20 protein-coding genes are annotated in these 19,991 nt (G+C 40.5%); 9 read left to right on the forward strand and 11 right to left on the reverse strand.

Annotated features, from left to right (window positions below; all coding sequences use genetic code 11):
* Window positions 1-28: 28 nt before the first annotated feature.
* Both AN214_RS15195 and AN214_RS15200 read right to left on the reverse strand, forming a co-directional pair.
* A complete protein-coding gene (locus AN214_RS15195) occupies window positions 29-823 on the reverse strand; it encodes a UDP-2,3-diacylglucosamine diphosphatase (protein WP_054980496.1) in 795 nt (264 codons plus the stop codon).
* A 90-nt stretch (window positions 824-913) separates the two neighbouring features.
* Window positions 914-1,633, reverse strand: coding sequence for a hypothetical protein (locus AN214_RS15200; RefSeq protein ID WP_054980497.1), 720 nt, complete (start codon window positions 1,631-1,633; stop codon window positions 914-916).
* Window positions 1,634-1,744: 111 nt separating this feature from the next.
* Between AN214_RS15200 and AN214_RS15205 the strand changes: the two genes are divergently transcribed.
* From AN214_RS15205 to AN214_RS15220, 4 genes are all read left to right on the forward strand, one after another.
* Window positions 1,745-2,122 carry a hypothetical protein gene (locus tag AN214_RS15205; RefSeq protein WP_054980498.1) on the forward strand — a complete coding sequence of 126 codons (378 nt, stop codon included), beginning with the start codon at window positions 1,745-1,747 and terminating at the stop codon, window positions 2,120-2,122.
* Between the two features lie 368 nt (window positions 2,123-2,490).
* Window positions 2,491-4,305, forward strand: a complete 1,815-nt coding sequence (locus AN214_RS15210) for an assimilatory sulfite reductase (NADPH) flavoprotein subunit (RefSeq protein ID WP_054980499.1) — start codon at window positions 2,491-2,493, stop codon at window positions 4,303-4,305.
* A 49-nt stretch (window positions 4,306-4,354) separates the two neighbouring features.
* Window positions 4,355-6,073, forward strand: a complete 1,719-nt coding sequence (gene cysI, locus AN214_RS15215; RefSeq protein WP_054980500.1) for an assimilatory sulfite reductase (NADPH) hemoprotein subunit — start codon at window positions 4,355-4,357, stop codon at window positions 6,071-6,073.
* A gap of 41 nt (window positions 6,074-6,114) precedes the next feature.
* Complete coding sequence (locus tag AN214_RS15220; protein WP_054980501.1) at window positions 6,115-6,855, forward strand: phosphoadenylyl-sulfate reductase; 741 nt, start codon at window positions 6,115-6,117, stop codon at window positions 6,853-6,855.
* Here the strand turns inward: AN214_RS15220 and AN214_RS15225 are convergent.
* From AN214_RS15225 to AN214_RS15235, 3 genes are all read right to left on the reverse strand, one after another.
* Window positions 6,852-7,619 carry an ABC transporter substrate-binding protein gene (locus AN214_RS15225; protein ID WP_152960780.1) on the reverse strand — a complete coding sequence of 256 codons (768 nt, stop codon included), beginning with the start codon at window positions 7,617-7,619 and terminating at the stop codon, window positions 6,852-6,854. The two genes, AN214_RS15220 and AN214_RS15225, sit on opposite strands and share 4 nt — an antisense overlap.
* A 69-nt stretch (window positions 7,620-7,688) precedes the next feature.
* The gene (locus tag AN214_RS15230; RefSeq protein ID WP_010562230.1) at window positions 7,689-7,922 is read right to left on the reverse strand and encodes a hypothetical protein; all 234 of its coding nucleotides are present in this window, start codon (window positions 7,920-7,922) and stop codon (window positions 7,689-7,691) included.
* Between the two features lie 81 nt (window positions 7,923-8,003).
* Window positions 8,004-8,441 (reverse strand): PaaI family thioesterase, encoded by a 438-nt coding sequence (locus AN214_RS15235; RefSeq protein ID WP_054980503.1) that lies wholly within the window; start codon window positions 8,439-8,441, stop codon window positions 8,004-8,006.
* Window positions 8,442-8,557: 116 nt separating this feature from the next.
* Between AN214_RS15235 and AN214_RS15240 the strand changes: the two genes are divergently transcribed.
* Complete coding sequence (locus AN214_RS15240) at window positions 8,558-9,328, forward strand: hypothetical protein (RefSeq protein ID WP_054980504.1); 771 nt, start codon at window positions 8,558-8,560, stop codon at window positions 9,326-9,328.
* Between the two features lie 56 nt (window positions 9,329-9,384).
* On the opposite strand, the gene AN214_RS15245 is transcribed toward AN214_RS15240, so the two are convergent.
* Window positions 9,385-9,615 (reverse strand): hypothetical protein, encoded by a 231-nt coding sequence (locus AN214_RS15245; protein WP_054980505.1) that lies wholly within the window; start codon window positions 9,613-9,615, stop codon window positions 9,385-9,387.
* Between the two features lie 159 nt (window positions 9,616-9,774).
* Here AN214_RS15245 and msrA point away from each other — a divergent pair, with 159 nt between their 5' ends.
* Window positions 9,775-11,019 (forward strand): peptide-methionine (S)-S-oxide reductase MsrA, encoded by a 1,245-nt coding sequence (gene msrA, locus AN214_RS15250; RefSeq protein WP_054980506.1) that lies wholly within the window; start codon window positions 9,775-9,777, stop codon window positions 11,017-11,019.
* A gap of 9 nt (window positions 11,020-11,028) precedes the next feature.
* On the opposite strand, the gene AN214_RS15255 is transcribed toward msrA, so the two are convergent.
* Window positions 11,029-11,718, reverse strand: a complete 690-nt coding sequence (locus AN214_RS15255) for a DNA-3-methyladenine glycosylase I (protein ID WP_054980507.1) — start codon at window positions 11,716-11,718, stop codon at window positions 11,029-11,031.
* Between the two features lie 234 nt (window positions 11,719-11,952).
* On the opposite strand from AN214_RS15255, the gene AN214_RS15260 reads away from it, so the two are divergent.
* Window positions 11,953-12,420 carry a GNAT family N-acetyltransferase gene (locus AN214_RS15260; protein ID WP_054980516.1) on the forward strand — a complete coding sequence of 156 codons (468 nt, stop codon included), beginning with the start codon at window positions 11,953-11,955 and terminating at the stop codon, window positions 12,418-12,420.
* Here AN214_RS15260 and AN214_RS15265 read toward each other — a convergent pair.
* A complete protein-coding gene (locus tag AN214_RS15265) occupies window positions 12,403-13,233 on the reverse strand; it encodes a LysR family transcriptional regulator (RefSeq protein ID WP_054980508.1) in 831 nt (276 codons plus the stop codon). The genes AN214_RS15260 and AN214_RS15265 overlap by 18 nt on opposite strands.
* A 112-nt stretch (window positions 13,234-13,345) precedes the next feature.
* Between AN214_RS15265 and AN214_RS15270 the strand changes: the two genes are divergently transcribed.
* Window positions 13,346-13,999, forward strand: a complete 654-nt coding sequence (locus AN214_RS15270; RefSeq protein WP_054980509.1) for a glutathione S-transferase family protein — start codon at window positions 13,346-13,348, stop codon at window positions 13,997-13,999.
* Window positions 14,000-14,049: 50 nt separating this feature from the next.
* On the opposite strand, the gene AN214_RS15275 is transcribed toward AN214_RS15270, so the two are convergent.
* Complete coding sequence (locus tag AN214_RS15275) at window positions 14,050-16,188, reverse strand: S9 family peptidase (protein WP_082428596.1); 2,139 nt, start codon at window positions 16,186-16,188, stop codon at window positions 14,050-14,052.
* Window positions 16,189-16,298: 110 nt separating this feature from the next.
* Window positions 16,299-16,727, reverse strand: coding sequence for an Lrp/AsnC family transcriptional regulator (locus AN214_RS15280; protein WP_010562240.1), 429 nt, complete (start codon window positions 16,725-16,727; stop codon window positions 16,299-16,301).
* Between the two features lie 155 nt (window positions 16,728-16,882).
* Between AN214_RS15280 and yjeH the strand changes: the two genes are divergently transcribed.
* Window positions 16,883-18,130: an L-methionine/branched-chain amino acid transporter gene (yjeH, locus tag AN214_RS15285; protein WP_054980510.1), complete on the forward strand. Its 1,248-nt coding sequence runs from the start codon at window positions 16,883-16,885 to the stop codon at window positions 18,128-18,130.
* 2 nt (window positions 18,131-18,132) lie between these two features.
* On the opposite strand, the gene AN214_RS15290 is transcribed toward yjeH, so the two are convergent.
* Window positions 18,133-19,632 carry a hypothetical protein gene (locus tag AN214_RS15290; protein ID WP_152960781.1) on the reverse strand — a complete coding sequence of 500 codons (1,500 nt, stop codon included), beginning with the start codon at window positions 19,630-19,632 and terminating at the stop codon, window positions 18,133-18,135.
* Window positions 19,633-19,991 lie beyond the last annotated feature (359 nt).

Raw genomic sequence — 19,991 nt, forward strand, 5'->3', positions numbered from 1 at the left:
ATCTACAAACTCAAGCATCAAAACAAGTTTAAGCTGCCTGCTCGCTGTGCTTCTGACTTAAATCGACCACTTTCAAGCTGGTTTGAATATCAGACCAATGCAACAACTCAATTCGGCCTGATTCGTCCTCAACCAACACAGTGCAATTTTCTATCCAATCACCGTCATTACAATACAAAATGCCATCAATTTTCTTGATATCAGGTTGATGAATATGACCGCAAATAATGCCATCAACACCTTGCTTTTTTGCTTCGTGCACGGCTGCCTTTTCAAACGCAGCGATTGCTTGGCGTGCTTTATGAATCCGGTTTTTAATCCACGACGCAAGCGACCAATAATGACTGCCGAATAAGTGCCGCGCACGATTGTGCCAACGATTTAAAAACAGTAGAAAGTCGTATGCGCTATCGCCGATTATACTGATCAGTTTGCTATACCGTGTTGCAGAATCAAAGTCATCGCCATGCACAAGCAAAAAACGCTTACCGGTTTTGGCTGTGTGAATAAAACTGCGATGCACTTCAACATTCATAAATGCTTCGCCAACATAAGCGCGAAAGGTTTCATCATGGTTGCCGGGAATATAAATAACGCGCGTGCCAGAGTTAGCTTTGTTGCGAATACACTCTAGCACTTGATAGTGGCTTGGTTGCCAGTAAAATTGTCGCTTCATCGACCATAAGTCAATGATATCGCCAACTAAGTAAAGCACATCGCATTCTGTATTGGTGAGAAAATCCAGTAAGAATTCAGCCTTACAGTCTTTGTAGCCCAAATGCACATCTGAGATCCAAATACAGGAATAATATTTCTTTGCCATATTCGCGCTTCCTTATGTGTAATAAGTCTTACGCTAAAAACATCCGATGACAAATTGGCGGCACTTATAAAAAAGCTTTATGACAACAAATCAATTTGCTCGAGCTTTTCGTTTTCTTCTTAAAGGCATATTTTGAAACAACAGCATCATTCCTGAAATACAAAACAATACAGTAACAGCAGCAAAACTAATTAATAATGGATTATTAAAGTCTTCACGCTCGTCATAATCCATTATGTGCAGCATCCAAAAGAAATCAAAAATACGCCAAATAGTGCTACGTACAGTAATTACCTGACCCGAATTAGCTTGTATATACAATGTAGTGTTAACATTATCCGCAAAGTCTACACGCCAAATGTTGTTTCTGTAACCGACCTCTCTCGGTCCCTCTTTTAACAGTGATGCGGTCGCGTCTATGTTTTGGCTATCCGCCAAGTAATGGGCTTTTGCCTGCCTGATAACTTGCTGTTTATTAGGTGCCTCGAGTTTCTCTCCCGTTTCGCCATGCAAGTAAACTCGCTCTTTATGGCCGACTAATTCAATTACAGGAGTCTCTAAGAAGTGTATGAAATTGACATTTTTCAATCCGATATTATATTGCTTAAAGTTATCAAAATTACTTGTATATACATCTTGCGAGAAAGGATTTTCTAACTGTCGTTTGGCAAGGTGTTTACCGTGTACATATTCCAGTGGAATCGCACTCATAACTAAACCACCCAATAACCATGCGAATACTTGTAACGCGAGTAAATAACCTAACCATTTGTGGCACTTACGCGCCCATTTAAACCACGATTTTTTCATTATTATTTTCTTTATTGAGTTTTACAGTATGGAATATGATCTTTGCGAAACTAGAGATAAAAGCCAATCTAATGTAAAGTTAGCGATTAAGCAATTACAGAGAAAACATCAATGTCAGATATTCAGTTTCTTAATGTCGACCTAGAAATCGAGTCAAAACAAGATATTGCCCAACTAGTTTCAGACTTGGGTAAGTCGGCTATGGTACTTCACTACGACAAAGATGAAACTCGTCAGTTAGCGCGTATAGAGGCAAACATTGACGTAACTTCTCCTGATAGTGCTATTAATCACTTATGTGAGTTGATTGAGTCCTGCTCTCGCAACGCATTAAAGCAATGGCTTAGTTGTACAAAACGTACGTTCGATATTGGCTTTCAAAGCGGTAAAAATCCAAAGTGCTTTAATCAAGCACTACATGCCGATACCTTGCTTAGAATTTCAGCCATAGGCGCAGGCATTGAAATGACAATTTATCCGGTTGAGTAATTCGCTTACAAACACCATCCGAGAGATTAATCACAGTGAATTACGACCTACTCACTGTGATTAAAACCACTAAAAGTAGTCACTTTCGTCTACCTTCATTAAATATTATCCAATCGCAATAACGCAACTTGCCACAACTAATTTCAGGCACAACAATCAATTAACGCGTCCACTCTCAATAAAAATTATAAATAACACCTCATACATTCCTTTTTGGAATAACAAAGCACTTTCTATTATTTTTTTCTTTGTCATGACATCGTTATATTTCACCATCAGAGAAGCTTAAAAAGGTGTGTTGTTATTAGATGTATAACAAGCACCGTTAAGAAATGTATAAACCATTTGGTGGTCGAGGAAAAAATTCCATGTTGTTAAGTCAACTTTCTGCGCAAGCGAGTCCGCTTACGCCAGAGCAAGTACAGAAGTTACAAGCGCTTACTGCTGAACTGAACCCAATTCAACAAGCTTGGGTGAGTGGTTACTTAGCAGCAAATGCCAATACAGCAGCATTATCAGGTCAGGTTGCGGGCGCAACAGCACAAGCTGCTGAAGCTGCGGCATTAACCATTATTTATGGTTCACAAACAGGCAATGCAAAAGGCGTTGCGAACCAGTTAAAAGCGGCTGCAGAGGCGAAAGGCTTAGCGGTTAAGCTTGTAAACATGGCTGACTACAAACCTGCTCAACTTAAGAAAGAAAAGTTTATTGCTGTTGCTGTTTCTACTTATGGTGAGGGTGAGCCACCAGAAGACGCTGAAAACCTACATGCGTTCTTAGCATCGAAAAAAGCACCTAAACTAGATGGTGTTAAGGTAGCGGTTATCGGTTTAGGTGATTCAAGCTATGAATTCTTCTGCCAGACAGCGATTGATTTTGAAGAGCGCTTTAAAGCACTAGGCGCAGAAACAGTGGTTGCGCGTGCTGATTTAGACGTTGATTATGAAGACCAAGCAGCAGCTTGGATCGGTGGTGCAGTTGATGCATTCGAGCCTGAGCTAAAAGCACAGTCGCAAGGTTCAGCACAGGTTATTCCTATGACTGGATTCGGTGCAGCACCAGCGCAAAGCCAATACACTAAGCAAAACCCATTTGCGGCTGAGCTAAGTGTGGTACAAAAGATCACAGGTCGCGACTCAACGAAAGACGTACGTCACATTGAGATCTCACTAGAAGGCTCTGACATCACGTATCTTCCAGGTGATTCATTAGGTGTTTACTTCTTAAATGACGAAGCACTGGTTGATGAAACGCTAGCACTATTAAATATTGATGGCGCGACTGAAATCACGTTAGGTGAAGAAACATTATCAATTCGCACGGCGTTAATTGAAAAACTAGAGCTAACTCAGTCTTACCCTGGTTTTGTTGAAAAATATGCACATGCGACAAACAACGCTGAGCTATTAAAGCTAGTTGAAGACAAAGCGGCAATGCGTGAGTACATTGAAGCACGTCAAATCTTCGATATTATCAAGCAAAACCCGAGCGACATTAGCGCACAAGATTTAGTTAACTGCCTACGTAAGCTACAAGCACGTTTATACTCAATTGCTTCAAGTCAAGCAGAAGTGGAAGAAGAAGTGCACTTAACGGTTGGTTTAGTAGAGTTTGATGCCTTTGGTGAAAAACACTTTGGTGGTTGTTCTGGTTACCTTGCAAATCGCGCTGAGGAAGGTGCACAGGTTAAAGTATTTAGCGAGCATAACGACAACTTCCGTTTACCAAATGACGATAACACACCTGTTATCATGGTAGGCCCTGGTACAGGTATCGCGCCATTCCGTGCATTTTTACAAGAACGTGATACACGTGAAGCAGAAGGTGAAAACTGGTTATTCTTCGGTAACCCACACTTCACCCAAGATTTCTTATACCAAGTAGAGATCCAAGGTTATGTGAAGTCAGGCCTACTAAACAAAGTAGATCTTGCGTTTAGCCGCGACCAAGCAGAAAAAGTATACGTGCAAGACCGTCTTCGCGAGAAAGGCGAAGAAGTATTTGCATGGTTAGAAAAAGGTGCACACTTCTACATTTGTGGTGATGCTAATCGCATGGCGAAAGACGTTCACCAAGCACTTATCGATATTATTAAAGCCCATGGTGGCAAAGATGACGAGCAAGCTGAAAGCTACCTAAAAGAGCTGCGTAGCAACAACCGTTATCAAAAAGATGTGTACTAATTTATCAGTACACCACACTGACCGTCACAGTAGAATTTTAGGATAAGCCATGAGCACAGATTACAAACCTAACAGCAAGCTAGACCCAAATGCCAAGTTTGCTGATAACGAAAGACTTAAAACACAAAGTAACTTTTTACGCGGTACCATTGAAGCGGATTTAAAAGATCAGCTTACAGGTGGCTTTACAGCGGATAACTTCCAGTTGATCCGTTTCCACGGTATGTACCAACAAGACGACCGTGATATTCGTCCAGAGCGCACCAAGCAAAAGCTAGAGCCAATGCACAACGTAATGCTTCGCGCACGTATGCCGGGCGGTATTATTACCCCTAAGCAATGGCTTGCGATTGATGAGTTTGCTGGCGATAAAACTATTTATGGCAGTATTCGTTTAACAACGCGTCAAACATTCCAGTTCCACGGTGTGTTAAAGCCGGGCATTAAAGAAATGCACCAAATGCTAAACAGCGTTGGCATTGACTCAATTGCAACTGCCGGTGACGTTAACCGTAACGTACTATGTACCACTAACCCTGTTGAGTCTGAGTTACACCAAGAAGCTTACGAGTGGGCTGCAAAAATTTCTGAGCACTTACTACCACACACCAAAGCGTATGCTGAAATCTGGTTAAACGGTGAGAAGACTGAAACAACAGAAGAGCCAATTTTAGGGTCTACTTACTTACCTCGTAAGTTTAAAACGACAGTTACCATTCCACCAAACAATGAAGTAGACGTTCACGCGAATGACTTGAACTTTGTTGCCATTGCAGAAGACGGCAAGCTAGTTGGCTTTAACGTACTAGTTGGTGGTGGTCTTGCAATGACCCACGGTGATGTAAACACTTACCCGCGTAAAGCGGATGATTTTGGTTTTATCCCACTTGAGCACACGCTAAAAATTGCCGAGCATGTTGTTTCTGTTCAACGTGACTGGGGTAACCGTGTTAACCGTAAGAATGCAAAAACTAAGTACACGTTAGATACATTTGGTAGTGATGCATTTAAAGCTGAAGTAGAAAACCGTGCTGGCGTTAAATTTGAAGACAGCCGCCCGTATGAGTTCACTCACCGTGGCGACCGTATCGGTTGGGTAGAAGGTATTGATGGTAAGCACCACTTAACGCTATTTATCCAAAGTGGTCGTATTCTTGATTACCCAGATCAGCCGCTGAAAACAGGTTGTCGTAAGATTGCTGAAATTCACCAAGGTGATTTCCGCATGACGGCAAACCAAAACTTAATTGTTGCCGGTGTTCCTGCGGATCAAAAAGACATCATTGAGAAAATCGCTCGTGAGCACGGCTTAATTGACGACTCACACTCAGAGCAACGCTTTAACTCAATGGCATGTGTGGCATTACCAACATGCCCGCTTGCGATGGCTGAAGCAGAGCGTTACCTGCCAGAGCTTATCGAGAAATCAGAAGCAATTTTAGCGAAGCACGAAATTCCAAACGACGACATCATTATGCGTGTCGTAGGTTGCCCGAATGGTTGTGGTCGCGCCATGTTAGCTGAAATTGGTTTTGTTGGTAAAGGCCCAGGTAAATACAACGTTTACCTAGGTGGTAACCGTGAAGGTACGCGTGTACCTAAGCTTTACCTAGAAAACGTGGGTGAAGATGTATATCTACCAGCATTAGATGAATTAATTGGCCAATGGGCCAAGGAGCGTAACGAAGGCGAGTGTTTTGGTGACTTCGCTATCCGCAAGGAAATCGTTGCCGAAGTGAAAGTTTCTAAAACAGACTTCCACGCTTAATATTTTAAGGGCGGTTAGCCGCCCTCATTTGGAATTTATGCATGAGTGAATTTAAGCAAATATTAACGCTAGATAAAGACGTTCAGAATGCCATGCTTGCCGATGCAAATGGCATGCTAGCAGAGCTTTCGACTGAAGAACGTGTTTTATGGGCGTTAGAAAATTTACCAAGCACACACTTTTTATCGTCTAGCTTTGGCATTCAAGCGGCTGTGATGTTGCACCTAGTAACATCACATAAAGCAGATATTCCAGTGGTTTTAACAGATACTGGTTATCTTTTCCCAGAAACTTATCAGTTTATTGATGAGCTTACTGAGCGATTGAAACTCAATCTGAAAGTGTATAAATCAGAGCTAAGCCCTGCGTGGCAAGAAGCTAAGTTTGGTAAATTGTGGGAACAAGGCGAACAAGGTATTAAACAATACAATACCTTAAATAAAGTTGAACCAATGACACGTGCATTAAAAGAACTCGATGCAGGTACTTGGTTTAGCGGTTTACGTCGCCAACAATCATCGACTCGTGCAGATAAGCAAGTGCTTGAGATCAGCCGCGGTACGGTGAAGGTTTATCCAATTATTGATTGGCATAGCCGTGATGTGTATCAGTATTTAACCAAACACGATTTACCTTACCACCCGTTATGGGAGCAAGGCTATGTGTCGATGGGTGATGTGCATACCACACGTAAACTAGAGCCAGGCATGACCGAAGAAGAAACACGTTTCTTTGGTTTAAATCGTGAGTGTGGCCTTCACACAGACGGCGGCGGTATTTAAGGTCGTTTAGCTAAAAAACGATGTGATACCTTAGGTAAATTATTTTTTGCCAACCATGTTAGGGTGAGCTTATCTAGCTCACCACTAACATACATTTGCGTTATTGCAGTATCAAATGCATCGCGTACTTTCTCATCTCTAAAGATAATCTGCGAACCAGCATTTGTGATAATATCTAACGGCACAAACTTATCTACTAAGCCCAAAGGTTTAACAAAGCGATAAAACTTAAGCCAATCAGCAATTAACACATCAATTTTATTCGCCACCAGCATTTTATTTACGGCAAGCTGATCACCACTTTCAAAATAACGTGTATTTACGTCATTTATCAAAATTTGAAAATCATGACCAAAGTTTAAACTTGCACCTGAGAAACTTGCTAGCCTTGCACCTTTTAAATCAAGCACATGTTCGGCCTTAATCCATCGATTGTCTTTACTTAAAATTGCGCGATTGTAGAAAAACAAACGGTACTGAGACGGATAACCTTCGCCAGTAAATGTACCAGTCCAATTCACTGCAATATCAACCCGTTGCTTTTCGTAGTAGCGTTTTATGGCATCGTTTGAAACATTGATGTAGGTCGGGTTAAACCCTGCTCTATTTAGCCCTACAGACAAGAGTTGTTCGTATAAGCCAACATGGCGTTGATACGTACTTGCTTTGAAGTACGGAGTAAAGTTACCTGCAGCGACTTTAATATCGCGGGCATACACATGAGCGTTAATACACAACAATAATAAACAAAAAAACCTAATCACAAGTGCTACTAATAATGAATGATAAATCATAGTATGGCTGATTATTTAATAATCTGCTGAGCTAACCTGTTAACCACTCTTTTTTCTTTGTTCCGCGGTAACCCAAATAAAAGTAAGGTACATTTTGGTTGGCAAAGATAAAATTAATCCAAGCGCATAACACCCTCCGCCAATCATCATGCCGGAGATACCCATGCTTTGCTCAATGTGCGCGACATTTATCAAATAATAACCAAGCCCTATTAAGCATAATCCAAGCACAATAACTACTTTAAGCAGCGTAATTAACGATTTTTCACTCATTTGCATATACCTCTGGCTAAGGTATATGCCAGCGGTAGATAAAATACCAGCGCTAAAACGCGGTAACTAGATGTAGATCAACTATCGTCGCTCAACCACCGCTGCGGTCATTCTTGAAATACAGGTAAGCTCACCGGCTTGGTTGGTAATTTTAACTTCCCACACAGAGGTACGCTTACCTAAGTGAACAGCTTTTGCTGTGGCATACACCATACCTTTGCGCGCTGCTTTAATATGATTCGCATTGATTTCTTGGCCTACGCAGTAATACTTATCGGTATCTACAACAAAGTTTGCCGCATAGCTTGCTACAGTTTCAGCTAGCACAACATTCGCGCCCCCATGCAGCATACCAATAGGGTTGTGGTGATCAGGTGTAACTGACATGCTAGCAACAAGATAATCGTCGCCAACTTCACATATTTCAATCCCTAACGTTTTCATTAGGCTGCCTTTGCCATGCAAACCTTCATCTAGCTTATCGCATAACGCTTTATCTATTTCTTTATACCAAATCATTTGCTGTCCTCTCGTATACAAAGCTAGGTGCTTTTACAATCTCTAACAATTTCAAACAGGTCTGAACTTATCAATAGGTAGTTATTTCATTATCCTACTGTCAAAAAGGAATTAACATGAAAAAACTACTGCCTTTAGCCCTTTTATTTGCCTGCAATAGTGGCTTAGCCAGCGACACGATTCAACATCAAATCGATTTTGGTGTGTCTGACCTTTATGACTTTGATGATAATTTTGTTGGGATTGCTTACACCTACGCCTTTGAAGATCTGGCATCGGCAAGTGGTCCTCACAATATTAAAACCTATCTAAATAGAATCAATACCCTCTCGACGCGAGCACTCGTACTGGATGATTTTTATGATATTGACGTCGAATACACACATTATTTAGACAATGCGTTGGTTGTTCGCTCTAACGTAGAGTATGCAAAAGATAACGATTTTAATAACGAATATTTAATGCTTAACGGCGAACTCGGTAACAATATCACCACTAATTTGCAGCTAGGTGTTGGCGTAACTTACTTATATCGTAACGAATCCGATGTTTTTGGTGTGCAAGATTCAAGTAATAACTGGCGATTAACCCCATATGTACGCTACACCAAAATTGAACAAGGGCAAGGCTGGGATTTTGTATTTAAACAAATATCGGGGAAAGAAGATTATTATCAAGGACGTGCCGACTATTATATCAATGAGAACTGGTTTATTGGTATTCAAGCGTTGGCGCAAACCAATGAACTCGATAATAACAATTTTGAAGTGCAAACTCAGTATTGGTTTAATGAACACTTTTCATTTAACTTTGGTTTGGGTGCTGGATTTGGCGATGATAGTTCAGGATTAGATTCGGTTACCTTGCTGGTGACCTCACGCTTTTAACTTAGAGTGCGCTTAATTTTATCGAGGCGCACTCCAAAAGACTCAAATTAGTAAAGTTAATTATTGGAGAAGCGATCATATTGCTTAGGTAGCTCGTGCTGTTTTTCCTCGGCGCTAATATAAACAGTACTTTCAACTACTTTCCAAGAGCCCGTTGCGGTATCGATTTCCCAATCGGTATGCGTTTCCAGTTCGGTAATCGGCGTATAAGTAACATCCATCGTCGCATTACAGCCAGCTAAGGTGAGTGCTGATAAACCAAGTGCTATTGAGATTAATTTTTTCATATTTCCCCCTTGTTGTTGCGATAAAGAATAAAACAATTTGTCACTGCCACTTTCACTAATTGATAAACGGCTAATCTAAATGTTGAACGGCTGTGAACATAAACAAGGCGATCTCAGGTCTATGTATTTACGTAGTATAAAGTTTAACAAGGCATCAACATGAACTACCTAATTTGCTTTAGCTTATTCTTATTAAGCTTTACCAACATTGCACAAGAGCGTAAGCCACAAACCAATCACTTAGATTCAATCGTGCTTGGCTCGGGCTGCTTTTGGGGCGCAGAAAAACGCTATGAAGCACTTGATGGCGTAATTGATGCCGTGAGTGGCTATGCGGATGGCAGCGGCTTTAAAGCAACCTACCGCAACATCATCAAAAAAAGTAACAAGTACAACCCTAATAACTATGCCGAAGTCGTTAAGGTCACTTTTAATCGTAATGAAATTAGTTTAGAGCAAATTTTACAGCATTTTTATGAACACCATGATCCGACACAGGTGAACCGCCAAGGTAATGATGTAGGTACACAATATCGCTCAACGATTTTATATAATTCAGAGCAACAAAAAACGACTGCTGTTGGCGTTACAAAACAGTTTCAAACTCTGCTAACCAACGCAGGTTTTGGCAAAATAGCCACCAGCATTAAGCCGCTAGAAACCTTCTACGCCGCAGAGGAATATCACCAAGATTATCTTGCAAAAAATCCTAATGGCTACTGCCCCGATTTACGCACTGGTGTGACATTTAAGCAACAAAAAGTTGCTAAACGTGACAACAGCACGCTGCTAGAAGGTAAACAGATTTTAGTTATTGATGCGCCTTTCTGTCCGTATTGTGAGAAATTCAAAGCAGAAACAGCAGCAGGTTATGCAGGCTCCATTCCGCTTACATTCAGAACAGCCGACCAACTCCATGGCCTTAAAATTAAAACGCCTACATGGGCAACCCCAACTATTATTTTGTTAGAGCAAGGCAAAGAAGTATTTGCACGCCAAGGTTATGTGTCTCGCGACGAGTTCTACAAAATTGTAGGCGCATTTAAACTGGGTAAAGGTGAAGCATTCAATGTGGCGTTTAATAAAGGCACGGATAACCGTTATTGCAAACAGTATGAGATTTTTAAAAACACGCCGGATGGAGTATTTATTGATAAGTTAAGTGGCGCCAAGTTGTTTGATACACGTGATCGCTTTAACTCTAACAGTGGCTGGCTTTCATTCACCAAACCGGTTAAAGATGCAGTATATGAAAAACCAGACCATAGCTTTGGCATGGTGCGTACTGAAATTCGTGCCGTTGAGTCAGACATTCATTTAGGCCATGTGTTTGATGATGGCCCAAATGGTCAGCTACGTTACTGCATCAATGCAACCGTATTAGAATTTGTACCGCGTAGTTAACTTACTGTGTTAGCTAATACCAACTACATTATCGCCGCAGCTATATGAAATTATTTGGCTAAGCTCTTGATAACTTAAGCCACTTTGCTGTTGTAATTCATTAAAGAAAGCTTGAATTGCAACCAACGACTTTTTAGTTTGTAAACCGCCATCAATAATCTTATGGCTGCGCAAATAGCTCTCACAATCTCGCGATAACAAAAAGGTATCTTTGCCTAATACACGAAGCGCATAAGGCCCAGTGTTACCTCCTAAGCGTGCGCCATGCTTTTTAAGATACTGCCAAAGTCCAATAATGTCGCCACTTGGCCAATCTGCGATAAACTGACTAAAACTACCATGCTGACTAGCAACATCATGGATCATAAAGGCATTGGCTTGCACCGTTTGTACTTTTTTATAGTTACGTACAATACGTTCATCGCTAGCGGCTTTTTCCTGTTGTTCCGGCGACATCATTAGTAATGCCTCAACATCAAAACGCCAAAATACCTCTTCAAAGCCAGGCCACTTTTTCTCAATAACCGACCAATAAAATCCACTTTGAAAAATCTTTTTGGTAAATTCAGATAACCAAGCTGAATCTGGCAACTCTGCTATGCGCTTATTACTCAGTGGTTTTGACAGCAACGCCTTTAATTGACGCTCACCGCCCTTTCGCTCGACTGCGCGAAGATAGATATCGTTAAACTTTTCCATAAATTACTGGCTTTAGAAAATTTGAACTAGCTTAACCCCAGTGCAAATTTAGATGCAAGACCAGTGCTAAAGAAAAGAGCAAAGCTTGCACCAAAAAATGGCATTTCCTATCGTTTTCCGTTTCTCAGGTTCAATCAAAAAATAATTCACCAATAAATTCAATACATTAAAAACAAAAGAAAATTGGCATATTAGATGAATAGCGTGATTGAATTATTTTACAGAAGACCTTACATGCACATTAAAATTGATGATTTATCCAGCCCTGCTGTGATTGCTCTGCTACAAGAACATTTAGATGATATGTACGCAACATCACCCGCTGAGAGTGTTCATGCACTTGACCTTAACGAACTTAAAAAAAGTAATATCACTTTTTTCAGCGCATGGCGTGATGATAACTTGCTTGGCTGTATTGCAATAAAACAGCTTTGCCCAAACCACGCTGAAATAAAGTCAATGCGCACCGCAAAGCACGCCCGTGGAAGCGGTGTGGCTTCGCGCTTACTGCAACACACAATTGAGCTAGCTATTGATAAAGCCTATTTGTCACTAAGCCTAGAAACCGGTACGCAAGAATACTTTTATGCTGCACGCAATTTGTATCTAAAGTTTGGATTTAATATCTGTGGTCCTTTCGCTGATTATCAAGAAGATCCACACAGCACGTTTATGACATTACAGCTAAACACTGTTGCCTAGTTGTAACAGCTCAGTTTGAGAAATTTTGCTATTGGTATGCACGTTACTAATTATCACAATACTAATATCAGGTAAGGCGGGTAAGTGCGTATTTTTCAGCTCTGTTAACTCGCCGATACTTAAGCGCGCCATAGCACCAATTGCCATACCTTGTTTTATCAACCCTTGCATCGCAGCGACACTGCCACTCATGGCAATCAACTTAAATTGCGTTCCCTGCTTGTGCAGGCCTTCAATTGCTGCGTGATGAAAACGACAATCTTGCTGAAATGTTACCAGTGGCAAAGGCATTTGCTCTAGTATTTTACAATCACCATTACTTACCCATACACCGCTATCTTTAGCAATAATAATCCCCTCTTCACTATCAAATGAGCGTGTTACTATGCCTAAATCGAGTTCACCATTGTCGAGCTGCTGTCGAATAATATTGCTTGGTAAACAACGTATTTGTAGATCTAAACTTGGCCACAACTGATGCATTTTTTTTACTACGCTTGGCAAAATAGCATCGGCGTAATCATCAGGGCAACCTAACCGAATGCGTAACTTATTGCGGTCCGTTTTAACGGCATTTAATGTGCTGTCGTAATGTGCAATAAGCTGTTTTGCATAACCAACAAGTTGATGCCCATCTTTTGACAAAATGAGATTGCGACCATTTTTTTCAAACAGCACCTTACCTATATCCTGCTCGAGTTTTTTCATCTGCATACTCACTGCTGACTGAGTGCGATTAACCTGTTTAGCAGCGCGCGTTATGCTTCCAGTGTCGACAAATGCAAGTAAACTTTTAAGCGCATCAATTTCCATAACACATCAATTTAGCTGATAGATAGTATAAGAATTATGCGCTATTCGATGCATAAATAACACGATAAATTATTGGCAATTAAACTAACTACCTAATTGAGAGTAACACTAGATGGATTTATATATCGCTAATAAAAACTATTCGAGCTGGTCACTAAGAGCCTGGCTTGTAATGAAAAAATTCAGTTTGAGCTTCACTGAACACAACTTAAAATTAGAGACACCAAGTTTTAGCGATACCCTTGCCACAATTGCTCCCTTCGCTAAAGTGCCTGTGTTAGTTGATAGTAGTACAACCATATGGGATTCGCTCGCGATTTGCGAATACATCAATGAAACTTATTTATCTAATAAAGGCTGGCCAAGTGATCCGCAGCAACGTGCAAAAGCTCGGGCATTAGCGGCAGAAATGCATGCTGGTTTTAACTCATTACGCAATCAGCTGCCTATGAATATACGCGCTAAACGCAAAGTGGAACTGACAGCACAAAGCCAAAATGACATTGCGCGCATTGAGCAGATTTTTAGTGAACAACACACACTGTTTCAACATCAAGGCGGTTGGCTATTTGGTGATTGGGGAATTGTTGATGCCATGTTTGCGCCTATCGCGCTGCGTTTTAAAACCTATGGCATTTCATTAAATGCTCCTGCAACGGCTTATATGCACAAAGTATTGAGCTGTTCTGTACTTGCCGAGTGGATAGATCTGGCTTTGCAGGAAACGGAGATTGTTCAAATGGATGAAGCTGGCGAAGAAATCTAACTTAGCTTAATAAAGAAAAGAAAGGGGCTTTCGCCCCTTTAAAATGTGTATTACTGCTTTAGTAAATCGATGAAGAACGCATACTCTAATGCAGTATCGTTTATGCGTTTAAAGCGACCTGATGCACCACCGTGACCCGCTTCCATATCCGTTTTGAATAGTAGTAGGTTATCGTTCGTCTTATATTCACGCAGCTTAGCAACCCACTTCATAGGTTCAAAGTACTGTACTTGCGAGTCATGTAAGCCAGTTGTTACTAACAGGTTTGGATACGCTTGACGTTTAACCTGATCGTAAGGTGAGTAACTTAACATGTAGTCATAGTACGCTTTTTCATTCGGGTTACCCCACTCATCATACTCGTTTGTTGTCAGTGGAATTGATTCATCAAGCATAGTGGTAACTACATCGACAAATGGGACATGAGAAGCAACACCGCGATATAACTCTGGCGCTTGGTTAATCACAGCACCCATTAATAAACCACCGGCACTGCCGCCAACCGCAAATACTTTATCTTTTGCACCATAACCTTGCTCTACAAGCGCTTTCGTTACGTCAACAAAGTCGTTAAAGGTATTTTTCTTAGTGAGTTTTTTCCCATCTTCATACCAAGGGCGACCTAGCATTTGAGAGCCTCGAATATGAGCAATGGCGTAAACAAAACCACGGTCAAGCAGGCTTAAACGTGACGTTGAGAAAGTCGGGTCGAAGGTTGCTCCATACGAGCCATAACCATATTGGTAAAGCGGGTTAGTACCATCTTTTTTAAACTTATCTTTATGATACACCAGAGATACAGGTACTTTTTTACCATCGCGTGCCGTTACCATAATGCGCTCAGATACATAGTTATCAGAGTTAAAGTCACCTAATACTTTCTGTTCTTTTAGTACAGTTTTCTTACCGTCTTCTAACGTATATTCAATTACACTAGAAGGCGTTGTCATACTAGTGTAGTACAAACGAACAGATGCATTATCAAGTTCATTATTACCGTACATACCTGCAGCAAACGCAGTATCTTTAAAGTCCAGGTTAAACTCTTTGCCTGAATCCAGCTTACGTACAGTTACATTCGTTAAACCATTTTCACGCTCTTGATAAACTAAGTGATTATCAAATAATGTAATGTCTTCAAGTTTTACGTTATCACGCGCAGGGAGAACTTCTTGCCAATACGCCTTATCACCTACTTTACTTGCATCAACTTTCATTAAACGGAAGTTAACCGCATCTAGGTTAGTAGTAATGTAAAAATCGTTATTTAACTTAGCAATACTGTATTCGTGCTTGTCTTCACGCGGAATAAAACGCGTTGGCTTCGCCTTAGCGTCGTTCGCATCGATAATTGATACACCGCGTGCTTCAGTACTTGAATGGTGAATGTAAACTAAACTGCTGTCTTTACTCTTACTAATATAAGTGTAGTAAGCTTTGTTTTTCTCTTCATAGACTAGCTCGTCACTACTTTGGTCCGTTCCCAGCACATGGCGGTAAACCTGATAACCAAGTAACGTTTGCGGGTCTTTTTTGATGTAGTACAAGAAGGTATTGTCGTTACCCCAAACAATATTGCCTGAAGTACCTTCAATTTTATCTTTTAAGTATTCGCCTGTAGTTAGGTCTTTAATGCGAATAGTGTAAATACGACGGCTTAATGTATCTTCGCCGTACGCGAGTAAATTATCGTTTTCACTTACAGTTAGTGTGCTAACACTAAAATAATCGTGTGCTTTTGCCAATTCGTTAACATCTAACAGTACTTGCTTATCAGTACCTGCTAAATCTTTTGCGCGCGTATATACGCTATATTCGTTATCACCGCTTACTTCACTACCGTAAAAGTAATCGCCCTGCTTTACCGGTACAGACTGATCATCTTTAACAATGCGCCCTTTGATCTCGTCAAATAATTGCGCTTGCAGTGCTTCAGTATGTTTTAATTTTTGTTCTGTATAACTATTTTCAGCTTCTAAATGCGCTAGAATTTCAGGATCTTTGCGTTCATCGTCACGCATCCAATAATAGTTATCAACGCGTGTATTACCATGGTGCTTCATTTCAAATGGCACCTTTTTGGCGATAGGCGCTGCAATATCAGTTTGGTTATTGTTTTGAGTGTTATTGCATGCGCTAAGCACTATTAGTGAGAGTGCACTTAGTGCGATTGGTTTTAATGCTTTCATAAATATTCCCTTTGTATTTAACCTTCCCATGCTAACCCAGTAAATTATTTGCGACTATAGTTTTGCGTAACGAATTGTAACAGGCGTATATAGTGATAGTTTACCTGTACTTAGCCTAGATTATTAATCCATTCACTCATTACGACATGCGTCTTTATTTTTACGATATCAGGCTCTGCGTCTAAGTATTCTCTAATTTCGTGAAGTCGTTGCATCGAGTCTGTTTGCACGTAAACCAATAAATCCATGTCGCCAGTAATGCCATGGCACGTTAAAACTTCCGGGATCACCTGAAACACCTTAACAATGTTTGAACAACGCGTGCACTGATGCTGAATTTCAAAGTAAGCAGATACACCTACTTTTTGCGATTCACTTAGCAAGACTTGATAGCCGCGAATTTGCCCCTGACGTTCTAGTTTTTTAATCCGCTCGGTAACAGCTGAACGCGAGAGATTTACAGCATCAGCTATCGCCGATACGCTTTGCCTCGCGTTTATTTTTAACTGACCAATAATCGCCTGATCAAATTTATCCATTTGCATACTTAATCACCTAAACCTTCAAAGTGTTTTAATTTTGCAGTAATACCGTCATTTTACCTGCATATCACACACTCTGCCTAGCAACTCAAACAGTTTGAGATAGTAAATATTTCTATACTAACGCTATTAAAAACCATAAACAAAGTAACATGAAATCAGTTAATACAGGCATTGGACGCTGGCAAGGCGCCGGCATGATGGCAACAACCTTACTCGGTACCGGAGTATTTATACTACCGCAGCTAACCGTCGAAATGTCGGGAAGTAATGCACTATACGCTTGGCTTCTACTGACAGTGGGATTAATCCCTATTACTTATGTGTTTGGAAAGCTATCGTCACTTTTTCCACATTCAGGCGGCCCTGCCCATTTTGTTGAAAAAGCCTTTGGCAAAACTGCAGGCAGAGTCATTGGCTTAATGTTTTTGTTAGTCGTGCCAATTGGTGCACCCGCAGCCATAATTATGACCTTTCAGTTTGTGCAAGGAATGATAAATATTAGCGGTGTACAATTATTACTCGCCGAACTCGCTGCGCTTTTATGCCTGTTTTACATAAACCGAAAAGGCATTCATGTTTCAGCAAAACTACAGTTTCTGCTTACCCTGTTAATCACCTTTATTGTCATGCTGTTATTTACTTTCAGCAATGAACAAGTGGTTATGCAATCGAAAACAACGCTGAGTTTGGATAGCGATAAAATACTAAGTGCCGCGGGTCTCGCTTTTTGGAGTTTTCTTGGTGTTGAAGCTATGTCACACCTTGCCAATGAGTTTAAAAAGCCGAAGCAAGATGTTATTCCAGCGATGATTATAGGCAGTGTCATTGTTGGCGTGATTTATTTATTATCTACGGTATTAGTTTTGGCCCACCCTAATGATCAAAAGCTGGCAATTATCGGCGTATTTAACCACTATTTCAGTGGCGGTAACTATATCATTGGCATACTTGGTACAGCAGGTGGCCTTGCTACCATCAACGTTTATACAACAAGTCTGGCCAAACTCGTCGCAAGTTTCGCTGAACAAAAAGTATTACCCAAGCCATTAGCATACACAAACCAATATAATGTGCCGCAAAGAGCGTTGATTTGTGTACTGAGCATCATGGCAACAGTGCTCGTTGTAACCTATTTCAGCGGTCAAGACCTGGAAGATTTAATAAACTGGGTAAATGGTGTCTTTGTTATTATCTATATTGCAACCATGTGCTCTGCATGGGTATTACTCGCAGCAAAACACCGTATTACGATTTCGTTAGGGTTTATTGCCTGCATGGCTCTTGCATTTGGCATTGGCGCGCACATGGCTTATGCACTGTTATTAGCTACGGTGTTAATACCTGCGGTAAAATGGCAAAAACGCCGCGGCAGTGTGCAACTCGCTAATAACTGCTAATGCTATAGCATAGCGAGATTACTGTTTTTAGTGGTGCCATCCTTTTTCCAAAAGACTAACGCTGGCACCTGAACTTCCCACACTTCATTAGCATTCCACACATACGGTGGTTGGTAGCGCTGTGTAAACACCACCTCTTCTAGCCCCGAATTATCACGAGTAGATTCAAAATAAATATTAGTGCTGCGTACCACCAAAACTTCGGTTTGGCTAAGTGATTGTATGTGGTTACGTGTAATTTGTTTTACGTAAGGCTCTTCTGGATTTTTAGGAAATAGAGAAGAAACGATGCCTTTTTCAATTTGCTCAGTTTCATGCGAGATAAAATAAACGCCACTGCCAAGCGGGAATCGTCCAACCATACGTAAGAATAGCGCACAAAAATTAGCGTTATACTCACCTTGCTTCATGCCATCTTTTAGAATGTCATATGCGCGATACATATTACGATAATCATATTCCTCTTTGGTAGACAGCATAAACGAAGCATACACCATAGGAATACGCATCAAGTCACGCAGCTCAGGTTCTTGATTATCAAAATCAAGCAACTGAGTCATAAAATCTAACTTGGCATTTTCAATTTCAAAAAACTCATCACGTTCTTCTTTTTTATCAAAACGTCTTTGCGGTAAACCCACCCCCTGACGCAAGTAGAGATATGAGTTTCGCTTAATTCCAGCTAATAACTTATTACGCTGTTCTACATCTAACAGCCTGAATCGGTTACCTTGATAAATTGCTTCAGCATGAGGTGCATAAGAGCCAATATGGCGAAGCAAAGTAGCTTTAACGATGGGTTTAAGCACTTCTTCACGATAAGCCATTTTTTGCTCTTTGGTGAAGGGCTTGTAATCATGACGCTGCATTAAGCTGACTTTATCGTATCCGATAATATCGCTCAGCGCTTGTTTTAAATAGGGTGAAGTAAATTGGTTAAATAGGCGTGCTTCTTCAAAAAGCGCAACGGTTAATGCCGTGATATAAATTGGTTTGTTTTTTTCGTTTCGCGTACACCGAACCGTCTCATTAGGTAGCGGCGTTGAAAGTACCATGGTCCCCAAAAACTGACTGAATATTTTAGGCCCATCAAGCAAATCGAGAATATTATCGATTAGCTTTTCCAGTGAAATATAACGCTCACCACGAGCCTTCAAACGCTCGGCTGCTATTTGTTTGATGCGCAGCTCTGCTTCATCGATCTTTTGATGTAGTTTTTCTAAATAACGCTGAGCAGATCGTTGCCCTTTAATAAGCGGATACTTACCTTTTTCTTTGCGGTAGTTTTCGACAATATCGATATGTTCTTGGTAAGCGACGATCTTTTTATTTAATTGCGTAAGTTCGGCTTCGTATTCGTAATGTTTTTCAAAAAACAGAGACGCCTCTTCCAACATCTTACGATAATCGTATTGGAATTCTGATATTTTCTTCGAGATAGCGCTAGCCATATTTGGGATAGCGGATAACCGATCTGTTTGATACTGAATAAAGCGCTTCATATTCTTATTATTTATGTTTACACACGATGTTAAGCTAATTTTTTTTGCTTTTTATTTAGAAAGACACACTTCTTATCGACACAAAAAAGTATTAGTGTAACTAAGTTAATAAAATTAATCAGTTTAACGTGTGACTAAACAACTTCACATATATGTTAATACTACTATATTACGTGAAAATGCAGTAATTAAAACGTCATTTTTACCATAAGCTAGAACAGCAAAATACGTACAGAAATATGTTTACCCTGCAGACTGAACTTAGATTATGGATTCAGGATTCAGGATTCAGGATTCAGGATTCAGGATTCAGGATTCAGGATTCAGGATTCAGGATTCAGGATTCAGGATTCAGGATT

This window comes from Pseudoalteromonas sp. P1-9 (assembly GCF_001399975.1).
In the GTDB taxonomy this organism is placed as follows: domain Bacteria; phylum Pseudomonadota; class Gammaproteobacteria; order Enterobacterales; family Alteromonadaceae; genus Pseudoalteromonas.

Excerpts from the sequence above, each read along its gene's own strand:
- AN214_RS15195 (WP_054980496.1), bottom strand. The coding sequence starts at position 823 with ATGGCAAAGAAATATTATTCCTGTATTTGGATCTCAGATGTGCATTTG.
- AN214_RS15200 (WP_054980497.1), bottom strand. The coding sequence starts at position 1,633 with ATGAAAAAATCGTGGTTTAAATGGGCGCGTAAGTGCCACAAATGGTTA.
- AN214_RS15205 (WP_054980498.1), top strand. The coding sequence starts at position 1,745 with ATGTCAGATATTCAGTTTCTTAATGTCGACCTAGAAATCGAGTCAAAA.
- AN214_RS15210 (WP_054980499.1), top strand. The coding sequence starts at position 2,491 with ATGTTGTTAAGTCAACTTTCTGCGCAAGCGAGTCCGCTTACGCCAGAG.
- cysI (WP_054980500.1), top strand. The coding sequence starts at position 4,355 with ATGAGCACAGATTACAAACCTAACAGCAAGCTAGACCCAAATGCCAAG.
- AN214_RS15220 (WP_054980501.1), top strand. The coding sequence starts at position 6,115 with ATGAGTGAATTTAAGCAAATATTAACGCTAGATAAAGACGTTCAGAAT.
- AN214_RS15230 (WP_010562230.1), bottom strand. The coding sequence starts at position 7,922 with ATGAGTGAAAAATCGTTAATTACGCTGCTTAAAGTAGTTATTGTGCTT.
- AN214_RS15235 (WP_054980503.1), bottom strand. The coding sequence starts at position 8,441 with ATGATTTGGTATAAAGAAATAGATAAAGCGTTATGCGATAAGCTAGAT.
- AN214_RS15240 (WP_054980504.1), top strand. The coding sequence starts at position 8,558 with ATGAAAAAACTACTGCCTTTAGCCCTTTTATTTGCCTGCAATAGTGGC.
- AN214_RS15245 (WP_054980505.1), bottom strand. The coding sequence starts at position 9,615 with ATGAAAAAATTAATCTCAATAGCACTTGGTTTATCAGCACTCACCTTA.
- msrA (WP_054980506.1), top strand. The coding sequence starts at position 9,775 with ATGAACTACCTAATTTGCTTTAGCTTATTCTTATTAAGCTTTACCAAC.
- AN214_RS15255 (WP_054980507.1), bottom strand. The coding sequence starts at position 11,718 with ATGGAAAAGTTTAACGATATCTATCTTCGCGCAGTCGAGCGAAAGGGC.
- AN214_RS15260 (WP_054980516.1), top strand. The coding sequence starts at position 11,953 with ATGCACATTAAAATTGATGATTTATCCAGCCCTGCTGTGATTGCTCTG.
- AN214_RS15265 (WP_054980508.1), bottom strand. The coding sequence starts at position 13,233 with ATGGAAATTGATGCGCTTAAAAGTTTACTTGCATTTGTCGACACTGGA.
- AN214_RS15270 (WP_054980509.1), top strand. The coding sequence starts at position 13,346 with ATGGATTTATATATCGCTAATAAAAACTATTCGAGCTGGTCACTAAGA.
- AN214_RS15275 (WP_082428596.1), bottom strand. The coding sequence starts at position 16,188 with ATGAAAGCATTAAAACCAATCGCACTAAGTGCACTCTCACTAATAGTG.
- AN214_RS15280 (WP_010562240.1), bottom strand. The coding sequence starts at position 16,727 with ATGGATAAATTTGATCAGGCGATTATTGGTCAGTTAAAAATAAACGCG.
- yjeH (WP_054980510.1), top strand. The coding sequence starts at position 16,883 with ATGAAATCAGTTAATACAGGCATTGGACGCTGGCAAGGCGCCGGCATG.
- AN214_RS15290 (WP_152960781.1), bottom strand. The coding sequence starts at position 19,632 with ATGAAGCGCTTTATTCAGTATCAAACAGATCGGTTATCCGCTATCCCA.